At 62.8% G+C, this 21,645-nt stretch carries 21 protein-coding genes; 12 read left to right on the top strand and 9 right to left on the bottom strand.

Annotated features, from left to right (window positions below; genetic code table 11):
- Positions 1–91: 91 nt before the first annotated feature.
- Positions 92–859 (top strand): L-ornithine N(alpha)-acyltransferase, encoded by a 768-nt coding sequence (olsB, locus tag NO357_RS02025; protein ID WP_306733943.1) that lies wholly within the window; start codon positions 92–94, stop codon positions 857–859.
- Positions 856–1,686, top strand: a complete 831-nt coding sequence (olsA, locus tag NO357_RS02020) for a lyso-ornithine lipid O-acyltransferase (protein WP_306733942.1) — start codon at positions 856–858, stop codon at positions 1,684–1,686. The genes olsB and olsA overlap by 4 nt, the downstream gene beginning before the upstream one ends.
- Positions 1,687–1,710: 24 nt before the next feature.
- On the opposite strand, the gene NO357_RS02015 is transcribed toward olsA, so the two are convergent.
- Positions 1,711–2,334, bottom strand: coding sequence for a thiamine phosphate synthase (locus NO357_RS02015; protein WP_306733941.1), 624 nt, complete (start codon positions 2,332–2,334; stop codon positions 1,711–1,713).
- Between the two features lie 79 nt (positions 2,335–2,413).
- A complete protein-coding gene (locus NO357_RS02010) occupies positions 2,414–2,743 on the bottom strand; it encodes a TfoX/Sxy family protein (RefSeq protein ID WP_306733940.1) in 330 nt (109 codons plus the stop codon).
- 142 nt (positions 2,744–2,885) lie between these two features.
- Between NO357_RS02010 and NO357_RS02005 the strand changes: the two genes are divergently transcribed.
- The 3 genes from NO357_RS02005 to NO357_RS01995 are packed head-to-tail and all read left to right on the top strand — an operon-like array spanning position 2,886 to position 6,291.
- Positions 2,886–3,623 carry an RNA methyltransferase gene (locus NO357_RS02005; protein WP_306733939.1) on the top strand — a complete coding sequence of 246 codons (738 nt, stop codon included), beginning with the start codon at positions 2,886–2,888 and terminating at the stop codon, positions 3,621–3,623.
- Between the two features lie 48 nt (positions 3,624–3,671).
- Positions 3,672–4,811 carry a heme A synthase gene (gene ctaA, locus NO357_RS02000; protein ID WP_306733938.1) on the top strand — a complete coding sequence of 380 codons (1,140 nt, stop codon included), beginning with the start codon at positions 3,672–3,674 and terminating at the stop codon, positions 4,809–4,811.
- Positions 4,812–4,815: 4 nt separating this feature from the next.
- Positions 4,816–6,291, top strand: a complete 1,476-nt coding sequence (locus tag NO357_RS01995; RefSeq protein ID WP_306733937.1) for a carboxypeptidase M32 — start codon at positions 4,816–4,818, stop codon at positions 6,289–6,291.
- Between the two features lie 90 nt (positions 6,292–6,381).
- On the opposite strand, the gene NO357_RS01990 is transcribed toward NO357_RS01995, so the two are convergent.
- Positions 6,382–6,558 carry a DUF6614 family protein gene (locus NO357_RS01990; protein ID WP_306733936.1) on the bottom strand — a complete coding sequence of 59 codons (177 nt, stop codon included), beginning with the start codon at positions 6,556–6,558 and terminating at the stop codon, positions 6,382–6,384.
- 160 nt (positions 6,559–6,718) lie between these two features.
- On the bottom strand, positions 6,719–9,472 hold the full coding sequence (gyrA, locus tag NO357_RS01985) for a DNA gyrase subunit A (protein WP_306733935.1): 2,754 nt from the start codon (positions 9,470–9,472) through the stop codon (positions 6,719–6,721).
- A gap of 194 nt (positions 9,473–9,666) precedes the next feature.
- Here gyrA and NO357_RS01980 point away from each other — a divergent pair, with 194 nt between their 5' ends.
- Entirely contained in the window at positions 9,667–9,930 is a 264-nt protein-coding gene (locus NO357_RS01980) for an usg protein (protein ID WP_306733934.1), read from the top strand.
- Positions 9,931–10,171: 241 nt separating this feature from the next.
- Here the strand turns inward: NO357_RS01980 and NO357_RS01975 are convergent, their stop codons facing one another.
- Positions 10,172–10,729 carry a lipid-binding SYLF domain-containing protein gene (locus NO357_RS01975; RefSeq protein WP_306733933.1) on the bottom strand — a complete coding sequence of 186 codons (558 nt, stop codon included), beginning with the start codon at positions 10,727–10,729 and terminating at the stop codon, positions 10,172–10,174.
- Between the two features lie 196 nt (positions 10,730–10,925).
- Positions 10,926–11,921, bottom strand: a complete 996-nt coding sequence (hemB, locus tag NO357_RS01970) for a porphobilinogen synthase (RefSeq protein ID WP_306733932.1) — start codon at positions 11,919–11,921, stop codon at positions 10,926–10,928.
- A 121-nt stretch (positions 11,922–12,042) separates the two neighbouring features.
- Here hemB and NO357_RS01965 point away from each other — a divergent pair, with 121 nt between their 5' ends.
- The 3 genes from NO357_RS01965 to NO357_RS01955 are packed head-to-tail and all read left to right on the top strand — an operon-like array spanning position 12,043 to position 16,693.
- The gene (locus NO357_RS01965; RefSeq protein ID WP_306733931.1) at positions 12,043–12,573 is read left to right on the top strand and encodes a component of SufBCD complex; all 531 of its coding nucleotides are present in this window, start codon (positions 12,043–12,045) and stop codon (positions 12,571–12,573) included.
- Positions 12,574–12,577: 4 nt separating this feature from the next.
- Positions 12,578–16,063 (top strand): transcription-repair coupling factor, encoded by a 3,486-nt coding sequence (gene mfd, locus NO357_RS01960; protein WP_306733930.1) that lies wholly within the window; start codon positions 12,578–12,580, stop codon positions 16,061–16,063.
- 39 nt (positions 16,064–16,102) lie between these two features.
- The gene (locus tag NO357_RS01955; protein WP_306733929.1) at positions 16,103–16,693 is read left to right on the top strand and encodes a GNAT family N-acetyltransferase; all 591 of its coding nucleotides are present in this window, start codon (positions 16,103–16,105) and stop codon (positions 16,691–16,693) included.
- Positions 16,694–16,738: 45 nt separating this feature from the next.
- On the opposite strand, the gene NO357_RS01950 is transcribed toward NO357_RS01955, so the two are convergent.
- The 3 genes from NO357_RS01950 to NO357_RS01940 form a co-directional block, all read right to left on the bottom strand.
- Positions 16,739–17,320: an HD domain-containing protein gene (locus NO357_RS01950; protein WP_306733928.1), complete on the bottom strand. Its 582-nt coding sequence runs from the start codon at positions 17,318–17,320 to the stop codon at positions 16,739–16,741.
- A gap of 99 nt (positions 17,321–17,419) precedes the next feature.
- Entirely contained in the window at positions 17,420–17,686 is a 267-nt protein-coding gene (locus NO357_RS01945; protein WP_306733927.1) for a hypothetical protein, read from the bottom strand.
- Positions 17,686–18,339 (bottom strand): alpha/beta hydrolase, encoded by a 654-nt coding sequence (locus tag NO357_RS01940; protein ID WP_306733926.1) that lies wholly within the window; start codon positions 18,337–18,339, stop codon positions 17,686–17,688. Before NO357_RS01940 ends, NO357_RS01945 begins: the two co-directional genes overlap by 1 nt.
- A 185-nt stretch (positions 18,340–18,524) precedes the next feature.
- Here NO357_RS01940 and iscR point away from each other — a divergent pair, with 185 nt between their 5' ends.
- Genes iscR through sufB form a run of 3 tightly spaced genes read left to right on the top strand, consistent with a single transcriptional unit; the run spans position 18,525 to position 21,631 of the window.
- Positions 18,525–18,986: a Fe-S cluster assembly transcriptional regulator IscR gene (gene iscR / locus NO357_RS01935; protein WP_306733925.1), complete on the top strand. Its 462-nt coding sequence runs from the start codon at positions 18,525–18,527 to the stop codon at positions 18,984–18,986.
- Between the two features lie 52 nt (positions 18,987–19,038).
- A complete protein-coding gene (locus tag NO357_RS01930) occupies positions 19,039–20,082 on the top strand; it encodes a cysteine desulfurase family protein (RefSeq protein ID WP_306733924.1) in 1,044 nt (347 codons plus the stop codon).
- A 25-nt stretch (positions 20,083–20,107) separates the two neighbouring features.
- Positions 20,108–21,631, top strand: coding sequence for a Fe-S cluster assembly protein SufB (gene sufB / locus NO357_RS01925; RefSeq protein ID WP_306733923.1), 1,524 nt, complete (start codon positions 20,108–20,110; stop codon positions 21,629–21,631).
- Positions 21,632–21,645 lie beyond the last annotated feature (14 nt).

The raw sequence follows: 21,645 nt of genomic DNA, 5'->3' as shown, positions 1-21,645 counted from the left end.
TTTTCAAAAGGTTAACGAAAATTAACCTGTCTTGCCCCTTGCGCCGCGGCGGCCTAAAACCGCGCCCACCGCAATCCAGAACATCGGGCACATGGCAGAGCCACAATTCGAAGTGAGGCTGGCAGAGAGCGAGCAGGACCTGCGGGCGGCGCAGCGGTTGCGCTATCACGTCTTCGTCGAGGAACTGGGCGGCGGCGGTGAGATGGTCGATCACGCCGAGAGGCTCGAGCGAGACGCCTTCGACGCGGTCAGCGATCACATGATTCTGATCGACCACAACCGCGGTACCACAGCGCTGGAACACGTGGTCGGCGTTTATCGCCTGATGCGCGAGGAAAACGCAGCTGCCGCTGGTCGCTTTTATTCCGAAAGCGAATACGACCTGACCCCGCTCAGAGCCTCGGGTCGACGACTGCTGGAGTTGGGGCGATCTTGCCTTCTGCCCGACTACCGCGGCGGCGCGGCGATGTATCATTTGTGGAATGGCCTCGCCGGCTATGTCGAGGACCATGGCATCGAGTTGCTGTTCGGTGTGGCGAGCTTCCACGGCACCGACGTGATGTCGCTGGCGCAACCTTTGACCCTGCTGCACCACAGGCACCTGGCGCCCGAGGCGTTGCGGGTGCGCTCTAAGGACTTCCAACGCATGGACCTGGTGCCGGAAGCGGCGCTGGACCGTCGGGCGGCGATGTTGAAGGTGCCGGCACTGATCAAGGCCTATCTTCGGCTGGGCGGCGTGGTGGGCGAGGGGGCGTTCATCGACCACGCGTTCAACACCACCGATATCTGCCTGATCATGGACACCGCACGGATGAACGCAAAACGGCGCGGTATCTATGTCCGGAAGGACCGGGCATGACCCTCTGGACCCCGGATATCGAGCCGCCGCACGTGCCGATCCGGCCGCTGGGCTGGGTTTTGGTGAGTTTGCGCGGGCTGATCCTCGGTACGGTGACCTTTGGTTGCCTGGGTCTCTTGCTGCTGGTGCGACTTGTCGAACGGCCGCTTCATGGACTGCATCGCCCCTGGACGCCGTGGATCGTGCAATTCGTCTGCGCCACCGCTTTCTTCATACTGGGCATCCGCTATCATGTCGAAGGGCAGAGGATGCAACAACCTGGAGCGGTTGTATCGAACCATGTTGGTTGGCTCGACATTTTCGCGCTGAATGCCCGCAAAAGGGTCTATTTCGTTTCAAAATCGGAAGTTGCCGACTGGCCCGGTATCGGATGGCTAGCCCGGGCGACGGGGACGGTTTTCATCAACCGCAACCCGCGTGAAGCCAAGGCGCAGCAACAGATTTTCGAAGATCGGTTGCTGGCGGGCCACAAGCTGCTCTTCTTCCCGGAGGGAACCTCAACCGACGGACGCCGGGTTTTATCATTTAAACCAACGCTTTTTCAGGCGTTCTTTACGCCACATCTGGTGCATGAGATGTATATTCAACCGGTGACACTGGTCTATCGCGCGCCCGTCGCTGCGGACCAGCGGTTCTATGGCTGGTGGGGCGACATGGAGTTCGGGCCGCACCTCTTGCAGGTGCTGGCAGCATGGCGCCAGGGCTCGGTCACGGTGATCTATCACCCGCCGCTCAAAGTCGACGACTTCACCGATCGCAAAGCGCTGGCGCTAGCGGCGGAGGCGGCGGTGCGGAGCGGGTTTCCCGCCGAACTGCGGGACGAATAGCCGACGGCGGATGGCATACTCGGCTTATACCCTGAGCGGCGCGATCAGCTCTTTCAAGGCCATGACGGGATCGTCGGCGAGCCATATCTCGTCGCCGATCCCGAAGAAATCGGTCACCGGGGCAAGGCTCTCGACAAGCTCGGTGTCGAGTGCGCCTTCGGCGACGACCGGTACCTCGATCATTTCGCTCCACCAGGCGAACAGGTCGCGCTCGGCCACGGTGCCGTCACCGAGTGGCGTGTCGCCGATCGGGCCGAAGCTGACGTAATCGCAACCGGCTTCGCCGGCCGTCAGGCCGTCGTGACGCGAGGCGCCGCAGAAAGTGCCGACGATGGCGTCCCGACCCAGTTCCTTGCGTGCCTTGCGCACCGAGCGCGGGCCGTCGGGCAGGTGCACGCCGTCGAGCCCGAGCCGCTCGACCAGCAGGATGTGGCGTTCGATCACCAACGCGATGTCGCGGGCGATGGTCACCTCGCGTACCGCGTCCGCCGTGCGGCATAGGGTGTCCTCATCATGGCTCGAAAGCGCCAGTCGGACACAGGCAAACTCGACACAATCGAGCACTTTCGCCAGCGTTTCGGGGAAGTGGAACAGTTCGAATTCGGGCGGGGTGATCAGGTAAAGCTGGGGCTGTTCGGGCGCGGCCATGGCGCGGCTCCTGAGATTGGTCGTCATGCTGCTATAGCGCGGAAAAGCGCGCAAGGCCAAGGGGTTCCTTGGCCCGTGTTTACTTGGGGGGCAAGGACGCGGCATTTTCGATGGCCATCGCCAGCCATCGACCGCGGCGGACGTCGTCGGCCATGGCGTCGTCCGTAACCTCGATCAGGCCGCCCATCGGCCGACCGGTGAATTGCATCGGGCCGGCACCCGAGATGGCGCGAGCGGCGGCTTCACGCGCTTTGCCGACGCGGAACATGGCACCGCCGGCATGCACACCGCAGATCATATGGCCATGGCGCAGAAAGCAGAGGCCGCCGAACATCTTCTTTTCACGTACGCCGTCGAAATGGCAAAGATCGGCGCGCAGGAGCTGTGCCAGGGCTTCGTCGTATGCCATGTTGTGGACCCTTCTGTCCGTTTCAGTCAGCGTAGCGTGGGCGTCCAGCCGGTCCTATGAGTATTTTTGCCAAGAAAGACGGTCCGGGGCTTTTCCGCAGCCAGCGGGTCGGTTATCCGGCGCGGGAACCTGGAGGGAAGAGATGCCGACTGCAACACCCCAGCCCGCCTTTGTATTGGTGCGTCCGCAGATGGGCGAGAACATCGGTGCCGCCGCCCGGGCGATGTGGAATTTCGGACTCGACCGGATGCGGGTGGTGGCGCCCCGCGACGGCTGGCCCAGCGAACGCGCCGTGGCGATGGCGAGCGGTGCCGGCCGGCTTCTGGACGAGGCGGGGCTCTACGATGATCTGGCCGGGGCATTGTCGGACTGTACGTTTGTCTATGCCACGACCGCGCGACCGCGGGAACTGACCAAACCAGTGTTGAGTCCGGAACACGGCATGGCGGAGGCCGCGAAACGTATCGCGGCCGGTGAGAAAGTGGCGGTGCTTTTCGGCCCCGAACGGGCCGGGCTGGAAAACGACGACATAGCACGCGCCAACACGATCATTTCGGTACCGGTGAACCCGGCGTTTCCCTCGCTCAACCTCGGACAATGCGTGCTGCTGACGGCCTACGAGTGGATGCGCAACAGCGGCACCGTGGTGCATTTCGAAGACGACCCCAGGGGCGATTGGGCGACGGGGCGGGAGATCGAGGCTCTTGCGGCGCACTACGAGGAGAGGCTGGAGGCAGCCGGTTTCTTTTTTCCGGAAGACAAGGCGGCGGGCATGAAGGTGAACTTGCGCAACCTCTGGAGCCGGATGCGGCTGACGCGGGCGGATGTGCAGATGCTGCACGGGATCATGCGGCAGATGGTGCGCTGGAAGAGCCGTTGAAGGCCGTGCCTGTCCGGCATAGATTTCCCCAGAACAAGGAGGCGGCGAATGGCGGAGAAGCGCTCGATTTTCGAAGAGGTAGGCGAGGAGACAAAGGTCCGAGCTACCCCGCAGGCCGGGATGATCGACGCCGGTCGGCGCGGTGCGCGTGGCGCGGTGCGGGGCTGGCTGACGGTGTTGTTCGCGCTGGTGGTGATCATGATCGCGGTCGGCGGGCTGACCCGCCTGACGGACAGCGGATTGTCGATCACCGAGTGGCGTCCGCTGACCGGGGCGTTGCCGCCGATGAGCGAGGCGGCCTGGCAGGCGGAGTTCGCAAAATACCAGGTGATTCCGGAGTTCCAGATCCAGAACCAGTGGATGCAACTCGAGGATTTCAAGGTCATCTACTGGTGGGAATGGGGGCATCGCCAGCTGGGTCGCGTGATCGGCCTGGTCTGGGCTTTGGGGCTGCTGGTGTTCTGGCTGACCAAGCGGATTCCGCCGGGCTGGACCGGGCGGCTTGTCCTGATCGGCGCGCTAGGCGGGCTGCAGGGAGCGATTGGTTGGTGGATGGTGGCGAGTGGGCTTACCGGCTCGATGACCGACGTCGCCAGTTACCGGCTGGCCACGCATCTGGGGCTCGCCTTCGTGATCCTCGGCTTCATCACCTGGTTTGTCCTCAGCCTCGGGCGCGAGGAACGCGACCTGATGCAGGCGCGTCGTCTGCGCGAGACGCGGTTGTTCTCGCTCGGCACCGGTTGGATGCACTTCGCGTTTCTGCAGATCCTGCTGGGCGCGCTGGTGGCCGGGATCGACGCCGGCCGAAGCTATACCGACTGGCCTTTGATGGGGGGACAGGTAATCCCGCCGGGGCCGTTCATGCTGGAGCCCTGGTGGAGCAATTTCTTTGAGAACCCGGGGTTGGTGCAGTTCATTCACCGGGTGGTAGGGTACCTGCTGGCGGCCTTCACGATTCTGGCCTGGCTCAAGGGGCGGCAGAGCGCCAACCGGGCGACGCAAGTCGCCTTCGCCGCGGCCGCGATAGCCGTGGCGATCCAGATCGGACTTGGAATCTACACCGTCATCACGGCGGCGCCGTGGCAGGTCGCGATCTTGCACCAGCTGGGAGCGGTGGCGGTCTGGGTGCTGATTATCCGGGCCCGGTTCGCGGCGCAATATCCGGCGAAACAGTCAATCAGGGGGTAGGCCGATGTCCGCATACGAGGAATTGATGGCTTTCGAGCGCCAGACCGGGGCGCTGGCGCAGGTAGCGGGCCGGTTGGGCTGGGACCAGGAAACAGTGATGCCTCGTGGCGCGGCGCATCAACGGGCCGATGAAAGCGCGGCAATGCAGGCGGTGCTTCATGCAAGGCGCACCGACCCGAGGATCGGTGAGTGGCTGGCGGCGATTCACAACAGTGATCTGGACGAGGTCGGGCAGGCCAATCTGCGCCATATCCGGCGAAGCTATGAGCGGATGCAACGGGTGCCAGAGGACCTGGCGACGCGGCTCGCGCATCTGACCAGTCGGGCCCAAGGCCACTGGGCCGAAGCGCGAGCTGACGAAGATGTCGACCGCTTTCTGCCGCTGCTCGAAGAAATCGTGCGGCTGAAGCGCGAGGAAGGGGCAGCTCTGGCCGATGGCGGTGATATCTATGACGCGCTCCTGGACGACTACGAGCCAGAGGCGAAGGCGGCGGATCTGCAGACGATGTTCGACGCGATGCGGCCGCGGCTGGTGGCTGTGCGAGCGGCGGCCTTGGGCAAGCCAGCGCCACAGGGACTTTCGGGGGATTTCGACGAACAGGCGCAGATGAAGCTGGCGCGCAAGCTGGCGAAGACCTTCGGCTACGACATGCAACGTGGCCGGATCGACAAGGCGGTGCATCCGTTCTCAAGCGGGGCGCATAATGACGTGCGCATCACCACGCGGACCAGCAGAGCCGACCCTTTCAACTGCCTCTATTCGACAATTCACGAGGTGGGACACGCCTGTTATGAGCAAAATATCGACCAGGATTATGGCTTCACGCCGTTGGGTAGCGGCGTGTCGATGGGGGTACATGAAAGCCAGAGCCGGATCTACGAAAACCAGCTCGGTCGCTCGCGCGCCTTCACCGGCTGGCTGTTTGGGCAGATGAAAGATGCATTCGGTGACTTTGGTGTCGCCACGGAAGACGTGTTTTATGCCGCGGTGAACCGGCTGCACCGGGGTTTTATCCGCACCGAGGCCGACGAGGTGCAGTATAACCTGCACGTCATGTTGCGCTTCGATCTGGAGCGGGCGATGATCGCGGGCGATCTCGAGGTGGTCGATCTGCAAGCGGCGTGGAACGATCGGTTCAAGGCGGATTTCGGCTATGCGGTCAACAAGCCCTCGAACGGGTGCCTGCAGGATGTGCACTGGTCGGTGGGCTTGTTCGGGTATTTTCCGACATACTCCCTGGGAAACGTTTATGCCGGTTGCCTGCACGAAGCCCTTCGCCAGGCGGTGCCGGAACTCGATTCGCAACTGGCCAAGGGCGATCTGGCGTCGGCGACGGACTGGCTGAAACAAAACGTCCAGCGCCATGGTGGCCTCTATCGTCCCCGGCAGGTGATCGAGCGGGCCAGCGGCGCCGCGCCGTCGGAAAAGCCGCTACTCGATTACATCGAGGCGAAGTTCGAAGCGCTGTACGAGATATGAGGTCGGTGGGGACAGTTCACAGCAGCCCCATCCGCTCCATCCGTTCGGAGGCGGAGAAGGAACGGTAGAGCGCGGATTCGGCCGTGTGGATCAGGGGGTATGGAGGTTGCGACGATACGTACTGACGGTTTCGTCCTCCTGGCCCGAGACGCGGAACGCCTTGTGGAGTTTTGCGAGATCCTTCACCGCGATTTCCAGCAGGACGTCACGATACGGTGTGTCGGCAAAACCGGGTTGGCACTGCAACAACTGCCGGTCGAGGACCACCCCGCGGGTTTCTGAAGGCGCTCCTCCTTAGGGCGAAGACCAGTGCCTTGGCGTCGTCTTTCAGATCGATCGTGTGGGTAATTCGAATTATCCCGTTGCGAACCAGCCGCAACGGATTGTCGCTGAGAAAACCTACGACCGGGTTAACCGGCCGAGCCGATCAGGTTTCGGGTTCCGTGCCAGCGTCTTCCGGGTCGTCCTCGGCGCCCTTGTCAGCGATCCAGGCGACCGAGACGACCTCTTCGCCGCGGCCGGTGTCAAACACCCGGACGCCGCCGGCCGAGCGCGACCGGAAGGAAATACCATCAACCGGCACACGGATCGATTGGCCCTTCGACGTAGCGAGCATGATCTGATCGTCCATCTCGACGGGGAAGGCGGCCACGATCTCGCCGCCGCGCATTGCCTTGTCCATTGCCATCACCCCCATGCCGCCGCGGCCGCGGACCGGGTAGTCGTGTGAGGACGAGAGCTTGCCCGAGCCTTGCGCGGTGATGGTCAGGATCAGGTTCTCGACCGCTGACATCGCGGCATAGCGCTCCTGTGACAGCTCGCCGGGGGCGGCCTCTTCATCTTCGATCTCGGCATCATCGGCGAGGCCGGCCATGGCGCGGCGCATCTTGAGATAGGCCGCACGCTCTTCCGGGGTGGCTTTGAAATGGCGGATCACGGCCATCGAAACGACGTGGTCCTTGTCTGAGAGCCGGATGCCACGCACGCCAGTCGAACTGCGGCCGGCAAAAACCCTGACATCCGTGGTCGGGAAGCGAATAGCGCGACCCGAATTCGTGACCAGGATCACATCGTCCTCTTCGGAACAAATCCTTGCATTTACCAAACTTACGGAGCCATCCTCAGGCAGCTTCATGGCAATCTTGCCGTTGGATTTCACGTTTGTGAAATCACTCAGCCGGTTGCGCCGGACATCACCGGCGCTGGTGGCGAAGACGATCTGCAGGTCATTCCAGTCTTCCTCGGGCACGTCTACGGGCATGATCGCGGCCACGCTGACGCCCTGGGGAATCGGAAGGATGTTGACGATCGCTTTGCCCTTTGCGGTACGACCGCCCAACGGCAGGCGCCAGGTTTTAAGCTTGTAGACCATGCCGTCTGTGGAGAAGAACAGAAGCTGCGTGTGGGTGTTGGCGACAAAGAGGGTGGTGACCACGTCCTCTTCCTTGGTCGCCATGCCCGCGAGCCCCTTGCCGCCGCGTTTCTGGGCGCGGAAATCGGCCAGGGCCGTGCGCTTGATATAGCCGCCGGCCGTGACGGTGACGACCATGTCCTCGCGTTCGATCAGGTCCTCGTCATCCATGTCGCCGGACCAGTCGACGATTTCGGTGCGGCGGGGTACGGCGAAGAGCTCTCTGACCTCGCGCAGTTCATCACCGATGATCCCCATGATGCGCTCGCGCGACGACAGAATATCCAGATATTCCTTGATCTTACCGGCCAGTTCTTCCAGTTCGTCGGTAACTTCCTTGACGCCGATCTGGGTCAGGCGCTGGAGGCGCAATTCCAGAATGGCGCGGGCCTGGGTCTCGGACAGGTTATAAGTGCCGTCCTCGTTCATCGTGTGGGTCGGGTCGTCGATCAGCCTGATGTAGCCGGCGATGTCGGCGGCAGGCCAGCGGCGCTCCATCAACTTTTGCCGCGCCTCGGCCGCGTCGGCCGAGCTGCGGATCGTGGCGACCACCTCGTCGACATTGCTTACAGCGACAGCGAGGCCACACAAGATGTGGCTGCGTTCGCGCGCTTTTCTGAGTTCGAAAGCGGTGCGACGCGCCACAACTTCCTCGCGGAAGTCTATGAAATAAGTCAGGAAATTTCTAAGCGTCAGGGTTTCGGGCCGGCCGCCATTCAACGCCAGCATATTGCAGCCGAACGAGGTCTGCATCGGTGTGAAGCGGTAGAGTTGATTCAGCACCACCTCGGCCGTGGCGTCGCGTTTGAGTTCGACCACCACGCGGACGCCGTTGCGGTCGGATTCGTCCTGGACGTGGGCGACGCCTTCGATCTTCTTGTCGCGAACCTGTTCGGCGATCTTTTCGATCATCGAGGCCTTGTTCACCTGGTACGGGATCTCGTCGACGATGATGGCATAGCGATCCTTGCGAATTTCTTCCACCCGCGTGCGGGCCCGGATGATGACGCTGCCACGGCCTTCGAGATAGGCCTTGCGGGCGCCGGAGCGGCCCAGCATGATGCCACCGGTCGGGAAATCGGGGCCGGGGACGTATTCGATCAGTTGCTCGCTGGACAGATCGGGGTCGTCGATCAGTGCCAGGCAGGCGTCGACCACCTCGCCCAAATTATGCGGCGGAATGTTGGTCGCCATGCCGACGGCAATACCTCCGGCGCCGTTGACCAGCATGTTGGGGAAACGTGCCGGCAGGACAGTGGGTTCACGGTCCTTGCCGTCGTAATTGTCCTGAAAATCGACGGTTTCCTTGTCGATATCCGCCAGCAGATAGGCCGCCGGCTTGTCCATGCGGACCTCGGTATAGCGCATGGCGGCGGGGTTATCGCCGTCCATCGAGCCGAAATTGCCCTGGCCGTCGAGAAGCGGCAGCGACATCGAGAAATCCTGCGCCATCCGCACCAGCGCGTCGTAGATCGCCGAGTCGCCGTGGGGGTGATATTTCCCCATCACATCGCCGACCGGGCGGGCCGATTTGCGGTAGGGCTTGTCGTGGGCGTTGTTGGTTTCGTGCATCGCATAGAGGATGCGGCGATGCACCGGTTTCAGCCCGTCGCGCAGATCGGGAATGGCACGCGAGACGATCACCGACATGGCATAGTCGAGATAGCTCGATTTCATCTCCTCGGTGATGGAGATGGTCGGACCATCGTAAGGCGGGCGTTCGGTTGCCATTTCGTCTTCGTTTTCAGGGGGTTCGGGCGTATCGCTCACGTGGTCGGCCTGTCCGCTGCATGCACTCAATATCTAGTAAGAAAAACTATATCAGAGCCAGCATATGGGGCGCAATGGCGCATGCGCGGGATCATTGGCAGCCACCGGGACATGCTGCTAATACACTGTTTTTGTTGTAAATTAATTTGTCCGTGGCATGATTTCTTCACGAGGTCGAACAGGAGAAATGAAAGATGACGGAATCCGAGATGCTGCTGAAAGGGTACGGGCTGACAACGGCGGAGTTCTTCTATCACATGCCGGATCACATTCACGTCCTCAACAGCTTCGTCTGGCAGGACTACGATCTGGCGCCGGATCATCCGAAACTGTTTGATTTCATTGAGTTCTGGCATCGCGAAATCGATGGGCCGCTGCATTCGGTCCAGTTCACCCACCGCAAACTGGTCGCACCGGGGGAATGGCGCAACGTGGTAGGTGAGTTCAGACTTCATTAAGCCCACTGTTCCGGGTGGTTAATGCCGCGCGAGGGCGCGAAACCGCGGGTATGGCGGGCTGGCTGGCACTCTGGCTGGCATCCTATCTGGCGCGCGGTGGGGAAAGTTTTGGACAGCAAACGGGTTAACGCAGCGTGCGCTGGCAGAACAAGGATAGCTCGCCTACCCACGTGTTGGTGGCGCAGGGGCGAGGCCCCGGATCAAGTCCGGGGCGTGAGGTGACGATCACAGGACCGGAGGATCAGGGAATGATGCGGGTGTATTTCACGCCTTCGAGCGTGGCGCCGACAAGCGCGCCGGCCTGTCCGAAGATCACCGCGATCACCGGGGCGGTCGAGGTGGTGGTTTCGGCGCGAATGTTTTGCCCCTGGTCCTTGAAGACGTATTCGACATCTGCCCCGGCGGCCCAGCCTTGCGAGCGGCGGAAGCGCAGCAGTGCCTCGTCGGTCATGAAAAACAAAACGTGGGCATATTGCTGTGCCCCGATCTGGAGGCCGAAACTGCCCTTGGTGGCCGAGTAGTAATCCACCGTCACGCCGTCGACACGCAGCGCGCCGCGGCCATAGCCGCCACCGAAGCCGAACCCGGCCTCGGTCACCAGCGGCATCACCAGCATACCGTGGGATTTCTGCGCCAGCTCCTGCGTGGCGGGATAGGTCGTGTAGAGATAGTCGAGCGTCTTGTTGACGCGCGCGTCGATCCGCGGCCCGCCATCGGAGCCGACGCCGTTGCCGCAGGCCGCTAGCCCGCCGGTGGCCATCATCGAGAGCGCGAAACCGCGCCGGGTAAAGATTGTCATAGGTGTATCCGCCTGTCTCTTTTGCCTGACTGCTCATAAGCCGGTTTTCCGGTCTTGAGCGCAGTATAAAGTGCGCAGTCGTGGCTGTCACTAGGCCATGAGGACATGGGCGAAAAGGTGCGTGCGAGCCGCATTCCGAGGCGACACGCGTCCAAAAGTGGCAGGCTCTGCGCGATGTCCTCAGATTCCGTTAACGTCAGGCGAGAGCCCGCGCGACGGCGGGGGCGAAATACGTCAGGATGCCGTCGCAACCCGCCCGCTTGAAGCACATCAGCGACTCGATCATCGCCTTGTCGCCGTCGATCCAGCCGTTCTGGGCGGCGGCCATGATCATCGCGTATTCGCCCGAGACCTGATAGGCGAAGGTCGGCGCGCCGAAGGTGTCTTTCACCCGGCGGCAGATGTCGAGATAAGGCATGCCCGGCTTGACCATCACCATGTCGGCGCCTTCGCGCAGGTCACGCTCGATCAGGCGCAACGCCTCGTCGGTATTGGCCGGGTTCATCTGGTAACTTTTCTTGTCGCCCTTGAGCGCGCCGGATGCGCCGACCGCATCGCGGAACGGGCCGTAAAAAGCTGATGCATACTTCGCGGCATAAGACAGGATCATGGTGTTGGTGAAGCCCTTGTCTTCCAGCGCGTCGCGGATCGCGCCGATACGGCCGTCCATCATGTCGGAGGGGCCGATGATGTCGACCCCGGCCTCGGCCTGGCTGAGCGCCTGCTTGACCAGCGCCTCGACGGTTTCGTCATTGACGATTTCGCCGTTCACGACGAACCCGTCATGGCCGAGCGCATTGTAGGGGTCGAGCGCCACGTCGGACATGATGGCGATGTCGGGCGCGGCCGTCTTGATGGCGCGGGTGGCCCGGTTCGACAGGTTTTCCGGGTTCCAGGCTTCGGCGCAATCCTGGGTCTTGAGCGACGGATCGGTATAGGGAAACAGGCAGATCGCCGGGATGCCGAGATTCTGGGCTTCTTTCGCGGCCTCGGCGACGCGGTCGACCGAGCGGCGTTTAACGCCGGGCATGGAGGGGACGTCCTGCTCGACGCCGTCGCCGTCACAAATGAAAACCGGCCAGATCAGATCGCTGACCGAAAGGTCGTTTTCCTGAACCAGAGCTCGGATCGCCGCGGATTGGCGGGTACGGCGCAGACGGGTGAGTGGGAACGGGGCCGAAACCGGGCGCATGGGCGATCTCCTCCTTGATTTGACCGTTTTGGGATGGCATGGAAGCGGCCTTGCCTTCAAGGGTAGGAATTGCCGCAAACCGCGGTTATTAGAGCGGGCGACGAACTGAGGAAGAGTGGCCTTGGACTGGTACGAATCCGTTTTCACGCTGATCGACATGCGCAGCTTTTCGAACCTTTGGTTCTGGATCGCGCTGGCGGTGGTGTGGTCGACCGCCTCGCACTGGGTGCTGGGCGTTCCCTGGGACATGGTAGTGCGGGCGCGGCGCGAAGGCGGGCAGTTCGCGACCGATCTCGAGGATCTGGTGCGGATCTATACCAACCGGCTTCTCTATATCGCGCGGGTGTCGGGGTTATGGATCCTGGGGTTCGTCTGCTTCTTCCTGACGGTTCTGGGCGGCCTGGGCTTTTTCTATGCCTTCGAATTCGGCCAGGCGGTGTTCCTGCTGCTGTTCCCGTTATCGCTGGTGGGGGCGCTGAGCCTCAACACCGCGCGGCTGATCCGCGGGCGGCAGGAAACCGGCGATGCGCTTTACCGGCGGCTTCTGAAGCATCGGATCTTCACCCAGGCGATCGGCATGGTTTCGATCTTTGTCACGGCCCTGTGGGGCATGTTCCAGAATCTCAATCTCGGGCCGTTCGGGCCGGGCTGAAGGCATGGCCACGGCAGGGCACATAACGCTGGGCGGGGCGCCCGAGGGATTCGACGCGCGGCTGGTGCTCGACGAGGTGGCCAAGGCCGGCGCGGTGGTGCATGTGGCCCGTGACGACAAGCGCATGGCGGCGATGGAGGCCGCGCTGCGGTTTTTCGCGCCGGACATGCCGGTGGTGCGGTTCCCGGGCTGGGATTGCCTGCCTTACGATCGGGTGAGCCCGCATGCCGACATATCCGCGGCGCGGATGGCAACGCTGGCGGCGCTGGCCTCGGAAGCAGTGCCGAAACAGTTCGTTCTGTTGACCTCGCTGAATGCCGCGACGCAATATGTGCCGGCGCGGGCGGTGCTGCGGGATGCCGCCTTTGTCGCCGAGGTGGGGAGGCGGATCGACGAGGACGCGCTGCGCGCCTTCCTGGTGCGGATGGGGTTTTCTCAGGCGCCGACGGTGATGGAGCCGGGCGACTATGCGATCCGCGGCGGCATCATCGACATCTACCCGCCGGGCGAGGCCGGGCCGGTGCGGCTCGATCTTTTCGGCGACGTGCTGGACGGGGCACGGCGATTCGATCCGGTGAGCCAGCGGACGACCGAGCAACTCGACAAGGTCGAACTGGCGCCGGTGTCGGAGGTGATTCTCGACGAGGCGGCAGTGCTGCGGTTCCGGCAGAATTATCGCATCGAGTTCGGCGCCGCGGGGACGGACGATCCGTTGTACGAAGCCGTCAGCGCCGGTCGCAAGCATGCCGGGGTCGAACATTGGCTGCCGTTTTTCCATGAGCGCCTCGAGACGATCCTCGACTATCTGCCACGGGCGGCGATCACGCTTGACGAAGCGCTGACGCCGCAACGGCTGGCACGGTGGGAAAGCATCGCCGACCAGTACGAGACCCGCCGGCTGGCGCTGGAGGACAAGGGCCGGATGGATACGGTCTACAAGCCCGTACCGGCGGAGCAGCTCTATCTCGACGATGCCGCCTGGGAGAAAGCGGTGGCCGGGCGGCGGATGGTGCAGTTCCATTCCCTGCCGCAGGCCTCCGGACCGCAGGTCGCGGATGCCGGCGGCCGCATCGGTCGCAATTTCGCACCGGAACGAAAGATCGAGAACGTAAATCTTTTCAGTGCGCTGAAAGATCATATTGAAGCACGGATGGCAGAGGGGCCAGTGCTGCTCGCGACTTATTCCGAGGGCGCGCGGGAGCGGATCGAGGGGCTGTTGGAGGACGAGGGGCTGATCGGAGCCGTCACCGTCCGGGACATGGGCGGCGTCGGCAAACACGGGCTGCACCTGGCGGTTTGGGCGCTGGAAGCGGGGTTTGTGGCGCCCCTGACGGCGGACGGCGAAAAAGCCGGACGGCAGTTGACGGTGATCGCCGAACAGGATGTGCTGGGCGACCGGCTGATCCGCAGTCCCCGCAAGAAACGGCGGGCAGAGAATTTCCTGACCGAAGCCAACGCCCTCAGCCCGGGTGATCTGGTGGTGCACGTCGATCACGGCATCGGCCGGTATCAGGGGTTGGAGGTGATCACCGCCGCTGGCGCGGCACATGAATGCCTGGCGCTTGAATATGCCGAGTCCGCCAAGCTTTACCTGCCGGTCGAGAATATCGAGCTGCTGAGCAAATACGGCCACGAGGAGGGGCTGCTCGACAAACTTGGTGGGGGCGCATGGCAGGCCAAGAAAGCCAAGCTCAAGGAACGTATCCGCGAGATGGCCGATCGCCTGATCCGGGTGGCGGCCGAACGCGAACTGCGCAAAGCGCCGGTGCTGGAGCCGCAGCATCACGCCTGGGAGGAGTTCGCGGCGCGCTTCCCCTACGAGGAGACCGACGATCAGCTGAAGGCGATCGAGGATGTCCTGGTGGATCTGACCGCAGGGCGGCCGATGGACCGGCTGGTGTGCGGCGATGTCGGTTTCGGCAAGACCGAAGTGGCCATGCGGGCCGCCTTTGTCGCCGCGATGTCGGGCGTTCAGGTGGCGGTGATTGCACCGACCACGCTGCTGGCGCGCCAGCACTACAAGAGTTTTGCCGATCGGTTCCGGGGGTTTCCACTACAAGTCAGGACCTTATCGCGGTTTGTGAAGGTGCGCGACGCATCGTTGACGCGTGAGGGGCTGGCCAATGGCACGGTCGATATCGTGGTCGGCACCCATGCGCTTCTGGCCAAGAATATCCGCTTCAAGGAGCTGGGTCTTCTGATCGTCGACGAGGAGCAGCATTTCGGCGTGAGCCACAAGGAACGGCTGAAACAGCTCAAATCGGACGTGCACGTGCTGACCCTGACGGCAACGCCGATTCCGCGGACCTTGCAGTTGAGTCTGAGCGGGGTGCGGGATCTGTCGATCATCGGCACGCCGCCGATCGACCGGCTGGCGATCCGCACCTATGTCAGTGAATTCGACGCGGTGACGATTCGTGAGGCGCTGCTGCGCGAACACTACCGCGGCGGACAGAGTTTCTACGTCGTGCCGCGGATCGCCGACCTGCCGGAGATCGAGGAGTTCCTACGCGAGCAGGTGCCGGAGGTGAGCTTCGTGACCGCGCATGGCCAGATGGCCGCGGGCGAGCTGGATGACCGGATGAATGCGTTCTATGACGGTAAGTACGACGTGCTGCTGGCGACGACGATTGTCGAGTCCGGCCTCGATATCCCGACGGCGAACACGATGGTGGTACACCGCGCCGACATGTTCGGTTTGGCCCAGCTCTATCAGATTCGCGGGCGAGTCGGCCGCTCGAAAACCAGGGCTTATGCTTATCTCACGACGAAACCGCGGGCGCGTCTGACGCCGGCGGCAGAAAAGCGGCTGAAGGTGCTGGGCTCGCTCGACACCTTGGGTGCCGGATTCACGCTGGCCAGCCAGGACCTCGATATCCGCGGCGCAGGCAACCTTCTGGGCGAGGAGCAGTCGGGGCAGATGCGCGATGTGGGCTATGAGCTCTATCAGCAGATGCTGGAGGAGGCGATTGCCAAGATCCGCGCCGGCGAGCTCGAGGGGCTGACAGAGACGGACGAACAATGGGCGCCGCAGATCAATCTGGGCGTGCCGGTTCTGATCCCGGACACTTTCGTGCCCGACCTCGATGTGCGCCTGGGTTTGTATCGTCGTCTCAGTGGCTTGCACAGTAAAGTTGAACTGGAAGGCTTTGCCGCCGAGCTGATCGACCGGTTCGGCAAGCTGCCGCGCGAGGTCAACACGCTGCTGTTGATCGTGCGGATCAAGGAAATGTGCAAGCGCGCCGGAATCGCCAAGCTGGATGGCGGACCGAAGGGCGCGACGATCCAGTTCCACAACGACAAGTTCGCCTCGCCACAGGGGCTGGTCGAGTTTATCCAGGACCAACGCGGGCTGGCCAAGGTGAAAGACAACAAGATCGTGGTGCGACGCGACTGGAAAAAAGAGTCTGACAAGATCAAGGGCGCGTTTGCCATCGCGCGCGACCTGGCGGCCAAGGTGGCGGAAGAAGAGAAACGCAAGTCGGGGTAGCTCGCCGGCGCTGACGGGCCGTCTCGCAAGGGGATAGATATGCTGGACGCGGGGTTTCATCGGGTGCCGAAGGGCCATATCGCTGCGGTCGTGACGCATCTGGAGATGCGAGCGCGGCCGGCGCCGAGGCCGGAGGCGAAGGTTTCGCTGGCGCTGGAGCGGGTCGAGCGGCCGGATCCGGACTGGTATCGGAGATTGTTCCGGACAGTCGGGGCGGATTACCTGTGGTTCGGGCGGCTGGAGATGACCGATGCCGACTTGGCGGCGATCTTGGCCGATCCGAAGGTCGAGGTGTATGCGGTACGCGACGGCTCGGAGGAGGCGGGGCTGCTGGAACTCGATTTCCGCACTCCAACCGAATGCGAACTGGCGTATTTCGGGCTGGCGCCGGGGTATGTCGGGGGTGGTTCCGGTCGCTGGCTGATGAACCGGGCGATCCGGCGCGCCTGGCGCGACGGCGTCGACCGGGTTTGGGTGCATACCTGTAGTTTGGATCACCCGGCGGCGCTGGAGTTTTATCTCCGCTCGGGGTTCACGCCCTTCGCCCGTGAGATCGAAATCGCTGAAGACCCCCGGCTCAGGGGGCTGCTGCCCGAAAATGCCGCGCCGCAGGTGCCTTTGCTGCGTTGACCCTCGAGTCGCCAGAGATCGGGTATTTATAGAAAAATCCGAGGGTTATCGGTTGGTTTTGAACCAGTCCACGGCGCGGGGTTTGAGCCAAGCCCACAAGGTAGGCGCGCCGCGGGCAATTTTCGAGCCGACGCGGGATTCGAACCGCTCGTAGGTGGCCCTGTAGGTGACCCAAGAGCCGCCGCCCGAGGCGAGATTCTGGTTGGGCGGCTGGAACCGGTCGAGCGATTTGGCGAATTGCGCGTCCGGCGTTGCGTTGGCCTCGAACTCGTCCCACAGGGCCCGGAAACGCGTGGCCTGATCGAGCGGAAGCAGGCCGAAGATGCGGTCCGCCGCAGCCTGTTCTTTGGCCGCAATCTCGGTCGGGTCGTGATCGCCGAAAACGGGGGCGTCGCCGGCGTCGATTTCCACCAGGTCGTGCAGGAGCAGCATACTGATCACCCGATGGATGTCGACGTCGTCGGGCGCGTGTTCGGCCAGGGTGAGGGCGTAAAGCGCGATGTGCCAGGAATGCTCGCCCGAGTTTTCGTAGCGCGAACCGTCGCACAGCGTCGTGCCTCGGGTGATGGATTTGAGCCGGCAGGCCTCGGTGAGGAAGGACATTTGCGCATCAAGGCGTTCGGTCACGGGTGACAGACTCCGGTCAGTCAGGTGAATTCGGTGGCAGAGAATGGGCGCGCGCCAGAGCAGGTGGTGCGATGGCTGCCCGAACTGCGGCTTCGCCGATCAAGCCTTGGGCTTCGACACCTTCGGGGCCTTGCCGGATTTCAGCGACTCGGCGATGGTTTTCACCTTTTCTTTGAGGAATTCGTTGGCCGCCTTGCCCGCCAGCCGCACGCGGACCTCGGTCAGGTAGGCCTCTTCCAGCGTTTGCGAGGAGGCGCCGAGCACCTTGGCCACCTCGTAATGCAGCCGATCTTCGCCGGTTTTCTCCATGATCGCGACGGTTTTGTCGGCGAGGTCGGAGGCGATCTTATCGGCGGTGCCGGCCATCAGCGTGTGGTCTCCGTCAGGCGGCGTTTGACGTAGTCGGTGACCGTTCCGGTCAGCGTTTCCATGTGGTCGTTTTCGAAGAAATGCCCGGCGCCTTCGACCTCGACATGGGTGATGGTGATACCCTTCTGCTCGTGCAGCTTGTTGACCAGAGCCGTGGTGTCGGCCGGCGGCGCCACCCGGTCGGCGGTGCCGTTGATGATCAGGCCCGAAGACGGGCAGGGGGCGAGGAAGGAAAAGTCGTACATGTTGGCGGGCGGACTGACCGAAACGAAGCCGGTGATCTCGGGCCTCCGCATCAGCAGCTGCATGCCGATCCAGGCCCCGAAGGAGAACCCCGCGACCCAGCAATGCTTGGAATTCTGATTCATCGACTGCAGGTAGTCGAGCGCCGAGGCGGCATCGCTGAGTTCACCCACGCCCTGGTCGTATTCGCCCTGAGAGCGCCCGACCCCGCGGAAATTGAAGCGCAACACGGTGAAGCCCATGTTGTAGAACGCGTAGTGCAGGTTGTAGACCACCTTGTTGTTCATCGTGCCGCCGAACTGCGGATGCGGGTGCAGCACGATGGCAATCGGCGCGTCTTTCTCGCGTTGCGGATGGTAGCGGCCTTCGAGGCGGCCTTCGGGTCCGGGAAAAATCACCTCGGGCATGGACTGACTTCTTCTCCTCGGGTGGGTCCGGGATATTCTTGACGAAATCCCTCAGACACCTTAGAACATTTCTAAATTACGCCTCTGGCCGGGGGCGGCGCAGGCAAGTTTGTCCGAGATAGTGTAGTGCCTGCACAAGGTCAATAAATACCCAAGCGATTGGGGCGGTTGCGCGAGGGAGGGGCATGAAACTCAGCACCAAGGGACGGTACGCGATGGTGGCGCTGGCAGATATAGCGCTGCAGCCCGATGGCACGTTGGTGACTCTGGGCGAAGTTTCGAAACGCGAGGACATCTCGCTGCCCTATCTCGAGCAACTGTTCGTCAAGCTGCGCCGCGCCGGTCTGGTGGAATCGGTGCGCGGGCCCGGTGGCGGGTACCGGCTGGCCAAGAGCCCGAACGACATCCGCGTGGTGGATGTGCTGGCCGCAGTCGACGAGACCGTGGACGCAATGCACAAAGGGGCGGGCGCAAGCGGCGGCTCTTCCGGCAGCCGGGCGCAGTCGCTGACCAACCGTCTGTGGGAGGGGCTTTCAGCGCATGTCTATGTCTTCCTGCACCAGGCGCGGCTATCGGACGTGATCGAGAACGAACTCGCCCCGTGTCCGGCGGTGCCCGGCATTTTCTCGGTTGTTGATGAAGACTGAGGGCGGGGTTTGCGTGTTTTCGGAAAGATGAATTGGAGGCGTCGGCGCTGACATGGGCCGGGTGTATCTCGATCACAACGCGACGGCGCCGCTGAGGCCCGAAGCCCGCGCGGCTATGATTGCGGCGATGGACGTGGTGGGTAACCCGTCCTCGGTGCATGCCGAGGGCCGTGCGGCGAAGGCGCTGGTCGAGGCGGCACGGGAGCAGGTCGCTCGGGCGCTTGGGGGCGAGGGAGCGGAGATCGTCTTCACGTCGAGCGCGACGGAAGCGGCGGCGTTGGCGTTGCGCGGGCGCGGCCTGCACGGTGCGGCGGTGGAGCATGACGCGGTGGCAGCCTGGGTCGACGACAGTCTGCCGGTCGATGCAAACGGCTTCGTAACAATCGCGGCGCCGGACAGCAGTACGCTGCAACTTGCCAATTCCGAGACCGGGGTGCTGCAAACCCTGCCGGAGGCGCTGGCGGTCAGCGACATGACGCAGGCGTTCGGCAAGGTGCCGGTGGATTTTCTGGCATCCGGCGCTTTGATGGGAGTCGTGTCGGCGCACAAGCTGGGCGGGCCGAAAGGTGTCGGCGCGCTGGTGCTGCGGCGCGGGCTGGATCTGGACCCGGTGCTGAAGGGCGGCGGCCAGGAGATGGGCAGGCGCGCCGGCACCGAGAACGTGATCGGCATCGCTGGGTTCGGCGCGGCCGCCGAGGCGGCCGTGCGGGATGTGGCGGAAGGCCGCTGGACCGAGACCGAGGAATTTAGAAATATTCTAGAATCATCTATTGCGGCTCTGGCAAAAGAGACTATTTTTGTCGGGAAATCTGTGCCGCGGTTGCCGAACACCTCGTGTTTTGCCGTTCCGGGCTGGAAGGGCGAGACGCAGGTGATGCAGATGGACCTGGCTGGAGTTGCCATCAGTGCCGGGTCGGCCTGTTCCAGCGGCAAGGTGCGGCCGAGCCGGGTTCTGACGGCGATGGGATATGACGAGGCAACGGCGAAAAGCGCGATCCGCGTGTCGCTGGGGCTGGAGACGACGAAACAAGAAGTCGAGCGTTTCGCTGAGGCGTGGGGCGCGGCTTACAAGAGATTTCGCGCGAAAGCGGCGTGAAGCGAAAAGGACGAAAGGTTGAGATATGGCTGGCGCAGATGACGTACAGGTGAAGGAAGGCGTCGAGGAGGAAACGGTCGAGGCCGTCCGCTCTCTGGGCGAGAAATACAAGTACGGCTGGGAAACCGAGATCGAGATGGAATATGCCCCCAAGGGTGTGTCACCCGATATCGTGCGGCTGATCTCGGAAAAGAACGAAGAGCCCGCGTGGATGACCGAATGGCGGCTTCAGGCATTCGAGCGCTGGCTGCAGATGGAAGAGCCGACCTGGGCAATGGTCAACTATCCGGAAATCGACTTCCAAGACCAATATTACTATGCCCGCCCAAAAAGCATGGAGACCAAGCCGAAATCGCTGGACGAGGTCGACCCGAAACTGCTGGCGACCTATGAAAAGCTGGGCATTCCGCTGAAGGAACAGATGATCCTGGCCGGGGTCGAAGGGGCCGAGGCCGCACCGGCGGAGGGCCGCAAGGTGGCGGTGGACGCGGTTTTCGATTCGGTCTCGGTGGGCACCACCTTCAAGGACGAGTTGGAAAAGGCGGGCGTGATCTTCTGTTCGATCAGCGAGGCGATCAAGGATCATCCCGAACTGGTGAAGAAATACCTTGGGTCGGTCGTGCCGCAGTCGGACAATTTCTATGCCACGCTGAACAGCGCGGTGTTTTCCGACGGGTCGTTCGTCTACGTGCCGCCGGGTGTGCGCTGCCCGATGGAGTTGAGCACCTATTTCCGGATCAACGCCGAGAATACTGGCCAGTTCGAGCGCACTTTGATCATCGCCGACAAGGGCTCCTACGTGTCCTATCTCGAGGGCTGCACGGCGCCGCAGCGCGACGTGGCGCAACTGCATGCCGCGGTGGTCGAGATCATCGTCGAGGAAGATGCCGAGGTGAAGTATTCGACCGTGCAGAACTGGTTCCCCGGGGACGAGAACGGCAAGGGCGGGATCTATAACTTCGTCACCAAGCGGGCTGATTGCCGCGGAGATCGTTCCAAGGTGATGTGGACGCAGGTGGAAACCGGCTCTGCCGTGACGTGGAAATATCCCAGCTGCATCCTGCGCGGCGATGATAGCCAGGGCGAGTTCTATTCGATTGCGATCGCCAACAACCATCAGCAGGCCGACACCGGCACCAAGATGGTGCATCTGGGCAAGAACACCAAATCGCGGATCGTCTCGAAGGGGATCTCGGCGGGTGTGGCGCAGAACACCTATCGCGGGCTCGTGAGCATGCACCCCAAGGCGAAGGCAAGCCGAAACTATACCCAGTGCGACAGCCTTCTGATCGGCGATAGATGCGGCGCACACACGGTGCCTTATATCGAGGTCAAGAACAATTCCTCGCGCGTCGAGCACGAGGCGACGACCTCGAAGGTGGACGACGAGCAGATGTTCTATTGTCGCCAGCGGGGCATGGACGAAGAAGAGGCGGTGGCGCTGATCGTCAACGGTTTCGCCAAGGAGGTACTGCAGGCGCTGCCGATGGAGTTTGCCATGGAGGCGCAGCAGCTGGTGGCGATTTCGCTGGAAGGCTCGGTCGGCTGACGCCGACCCAGAGG

The sequence above is a fragment of the Marimonas arenosa genome, assembly GCF_030848945.1.
Lineage (GTDB): Bacteria > Pseudomonadota > Alphaproteobacteria > Rhodobacterales > Rhodobacteraceae > Marimonas > Marimonas arenosa.
This window is presented reverse-complemented; position numbering and strand designations above follow the sequence as displayed.

Bases quoted from the DNA above. Each gene is read 5' to 3' on its own strand.
- NO357_RS01995 (WP_306733937.1), top strand. From the start codon at position 4,816: ATGTCCGCATACGAGGAATTGATGGCTTTCGAGCGCCAGACCGGGGCG.
- NO357_RS01975 (WP_306733933.1), bottom strand. From the start codon at position 10,729: ATGACAATCTTTACCCGGCGCGGTTTCGCGCTCTCGATGATGGCCACC.
- iscR (WP_306733925.1), top strand. From the start codon at position 18,525: ATGAAACTCAGCACCAAGGGACGGTACGCGATGGTGGCGCTGGCAGAT.
- hemB (WP_306733932.1), bottom strand. From the start codon at position 11,921: ATGCGCCCGGTTTCGGCCCCGTTCCCACTCACCCGTCTGCGCCGTACC.
- ctaA (WP_306733938.1), top strand. From the start codon at position 3,672: ATGGCGGAGAAGCGCTCGATTTTCGAAGAGGTAGGCGAGGAGACAAAG.
- NO357_RS02005 (WP_306733939.1), top strand. From the start codon at position 2,886: ATGCCGACTGCAACACCCCAGCCCGCCTTTGTATTGGTGCGTCCGCAG.
- sufB (WP_306733923.1), top strand. From the start codon at position 20,108: ATGGCTGGCGCAGATGACGTACAGGTGAAGGAAGGCGTCGAGGAGGAA.
- NO357_RS01930 (WP_306733924.1), top strand. From the start codon at position 19,039: ATGGGCCGGGTGTATCTCGATCACAACGCGACGGCGCCGCTGAGGCCC.
- NO357_RS02010 (WP_306733940.1), bottom strand. From the start codon at position 2,743: ATGGCATACGACGAAGCCCTGGCACAGCTCCTGCGCGCCGATCTTTGC.
- NO357_RS01940 (WP_306733926.1), bottom strand. From the start codon at position 18,339: ATGCCCGAGGTGATTTTTCCCGGACCCGAAGGCCGCCTCGAAGGCCGC.
- olsA (WP_306733942.1), top strand. From the start codon at position 856: ATGACCCTCTGGACCCCGGATATCGAGCCGCCGCACGTGCCGATCCGG.
- NO357_RS01945 (WP_306733927.1), bottom strand. From the start codon at position 17,686: ATGGCCGGCACCGCCGATAAGATCGCCTCCGACCTCGCCGACAAAACC.
- NO357_RS02015 (WP_306733941.1), bottom strand. From the start codon at position 2,334: ATGGCCGCGCCCGAACAGCCCCAGCTTTACCTGATCACCCCGCCCGAA.
- mfd (WP_306733930.1), top strand. From the start codon at position 12,578: ATGGCCACGGCAGGGCACATAACGCTGGGCGGGGCGCCCGAGGGATTC.
- NO357_RS01955 (WP_306733929.1), top strand. From the start codon at position 16,103: ATGCTGGACGCGGGGTTTCATCGGGTGCCGAAGGGCCATATCGCTGCG.
- olsB (WP_306733943.1), top strand. From the start codon at position 92: ATGGCAGAGCCACAATTCGAAGTGAGGCTGGCAGAGAGCGAGCAGGAC.
- NO357_RS01980 (WP_306733934.1), top strand. From the start codon at position 9,667: ATGACGGAATCCGAGATGCTGCTGAAAGGGTACGGGCTGACAACGGCG.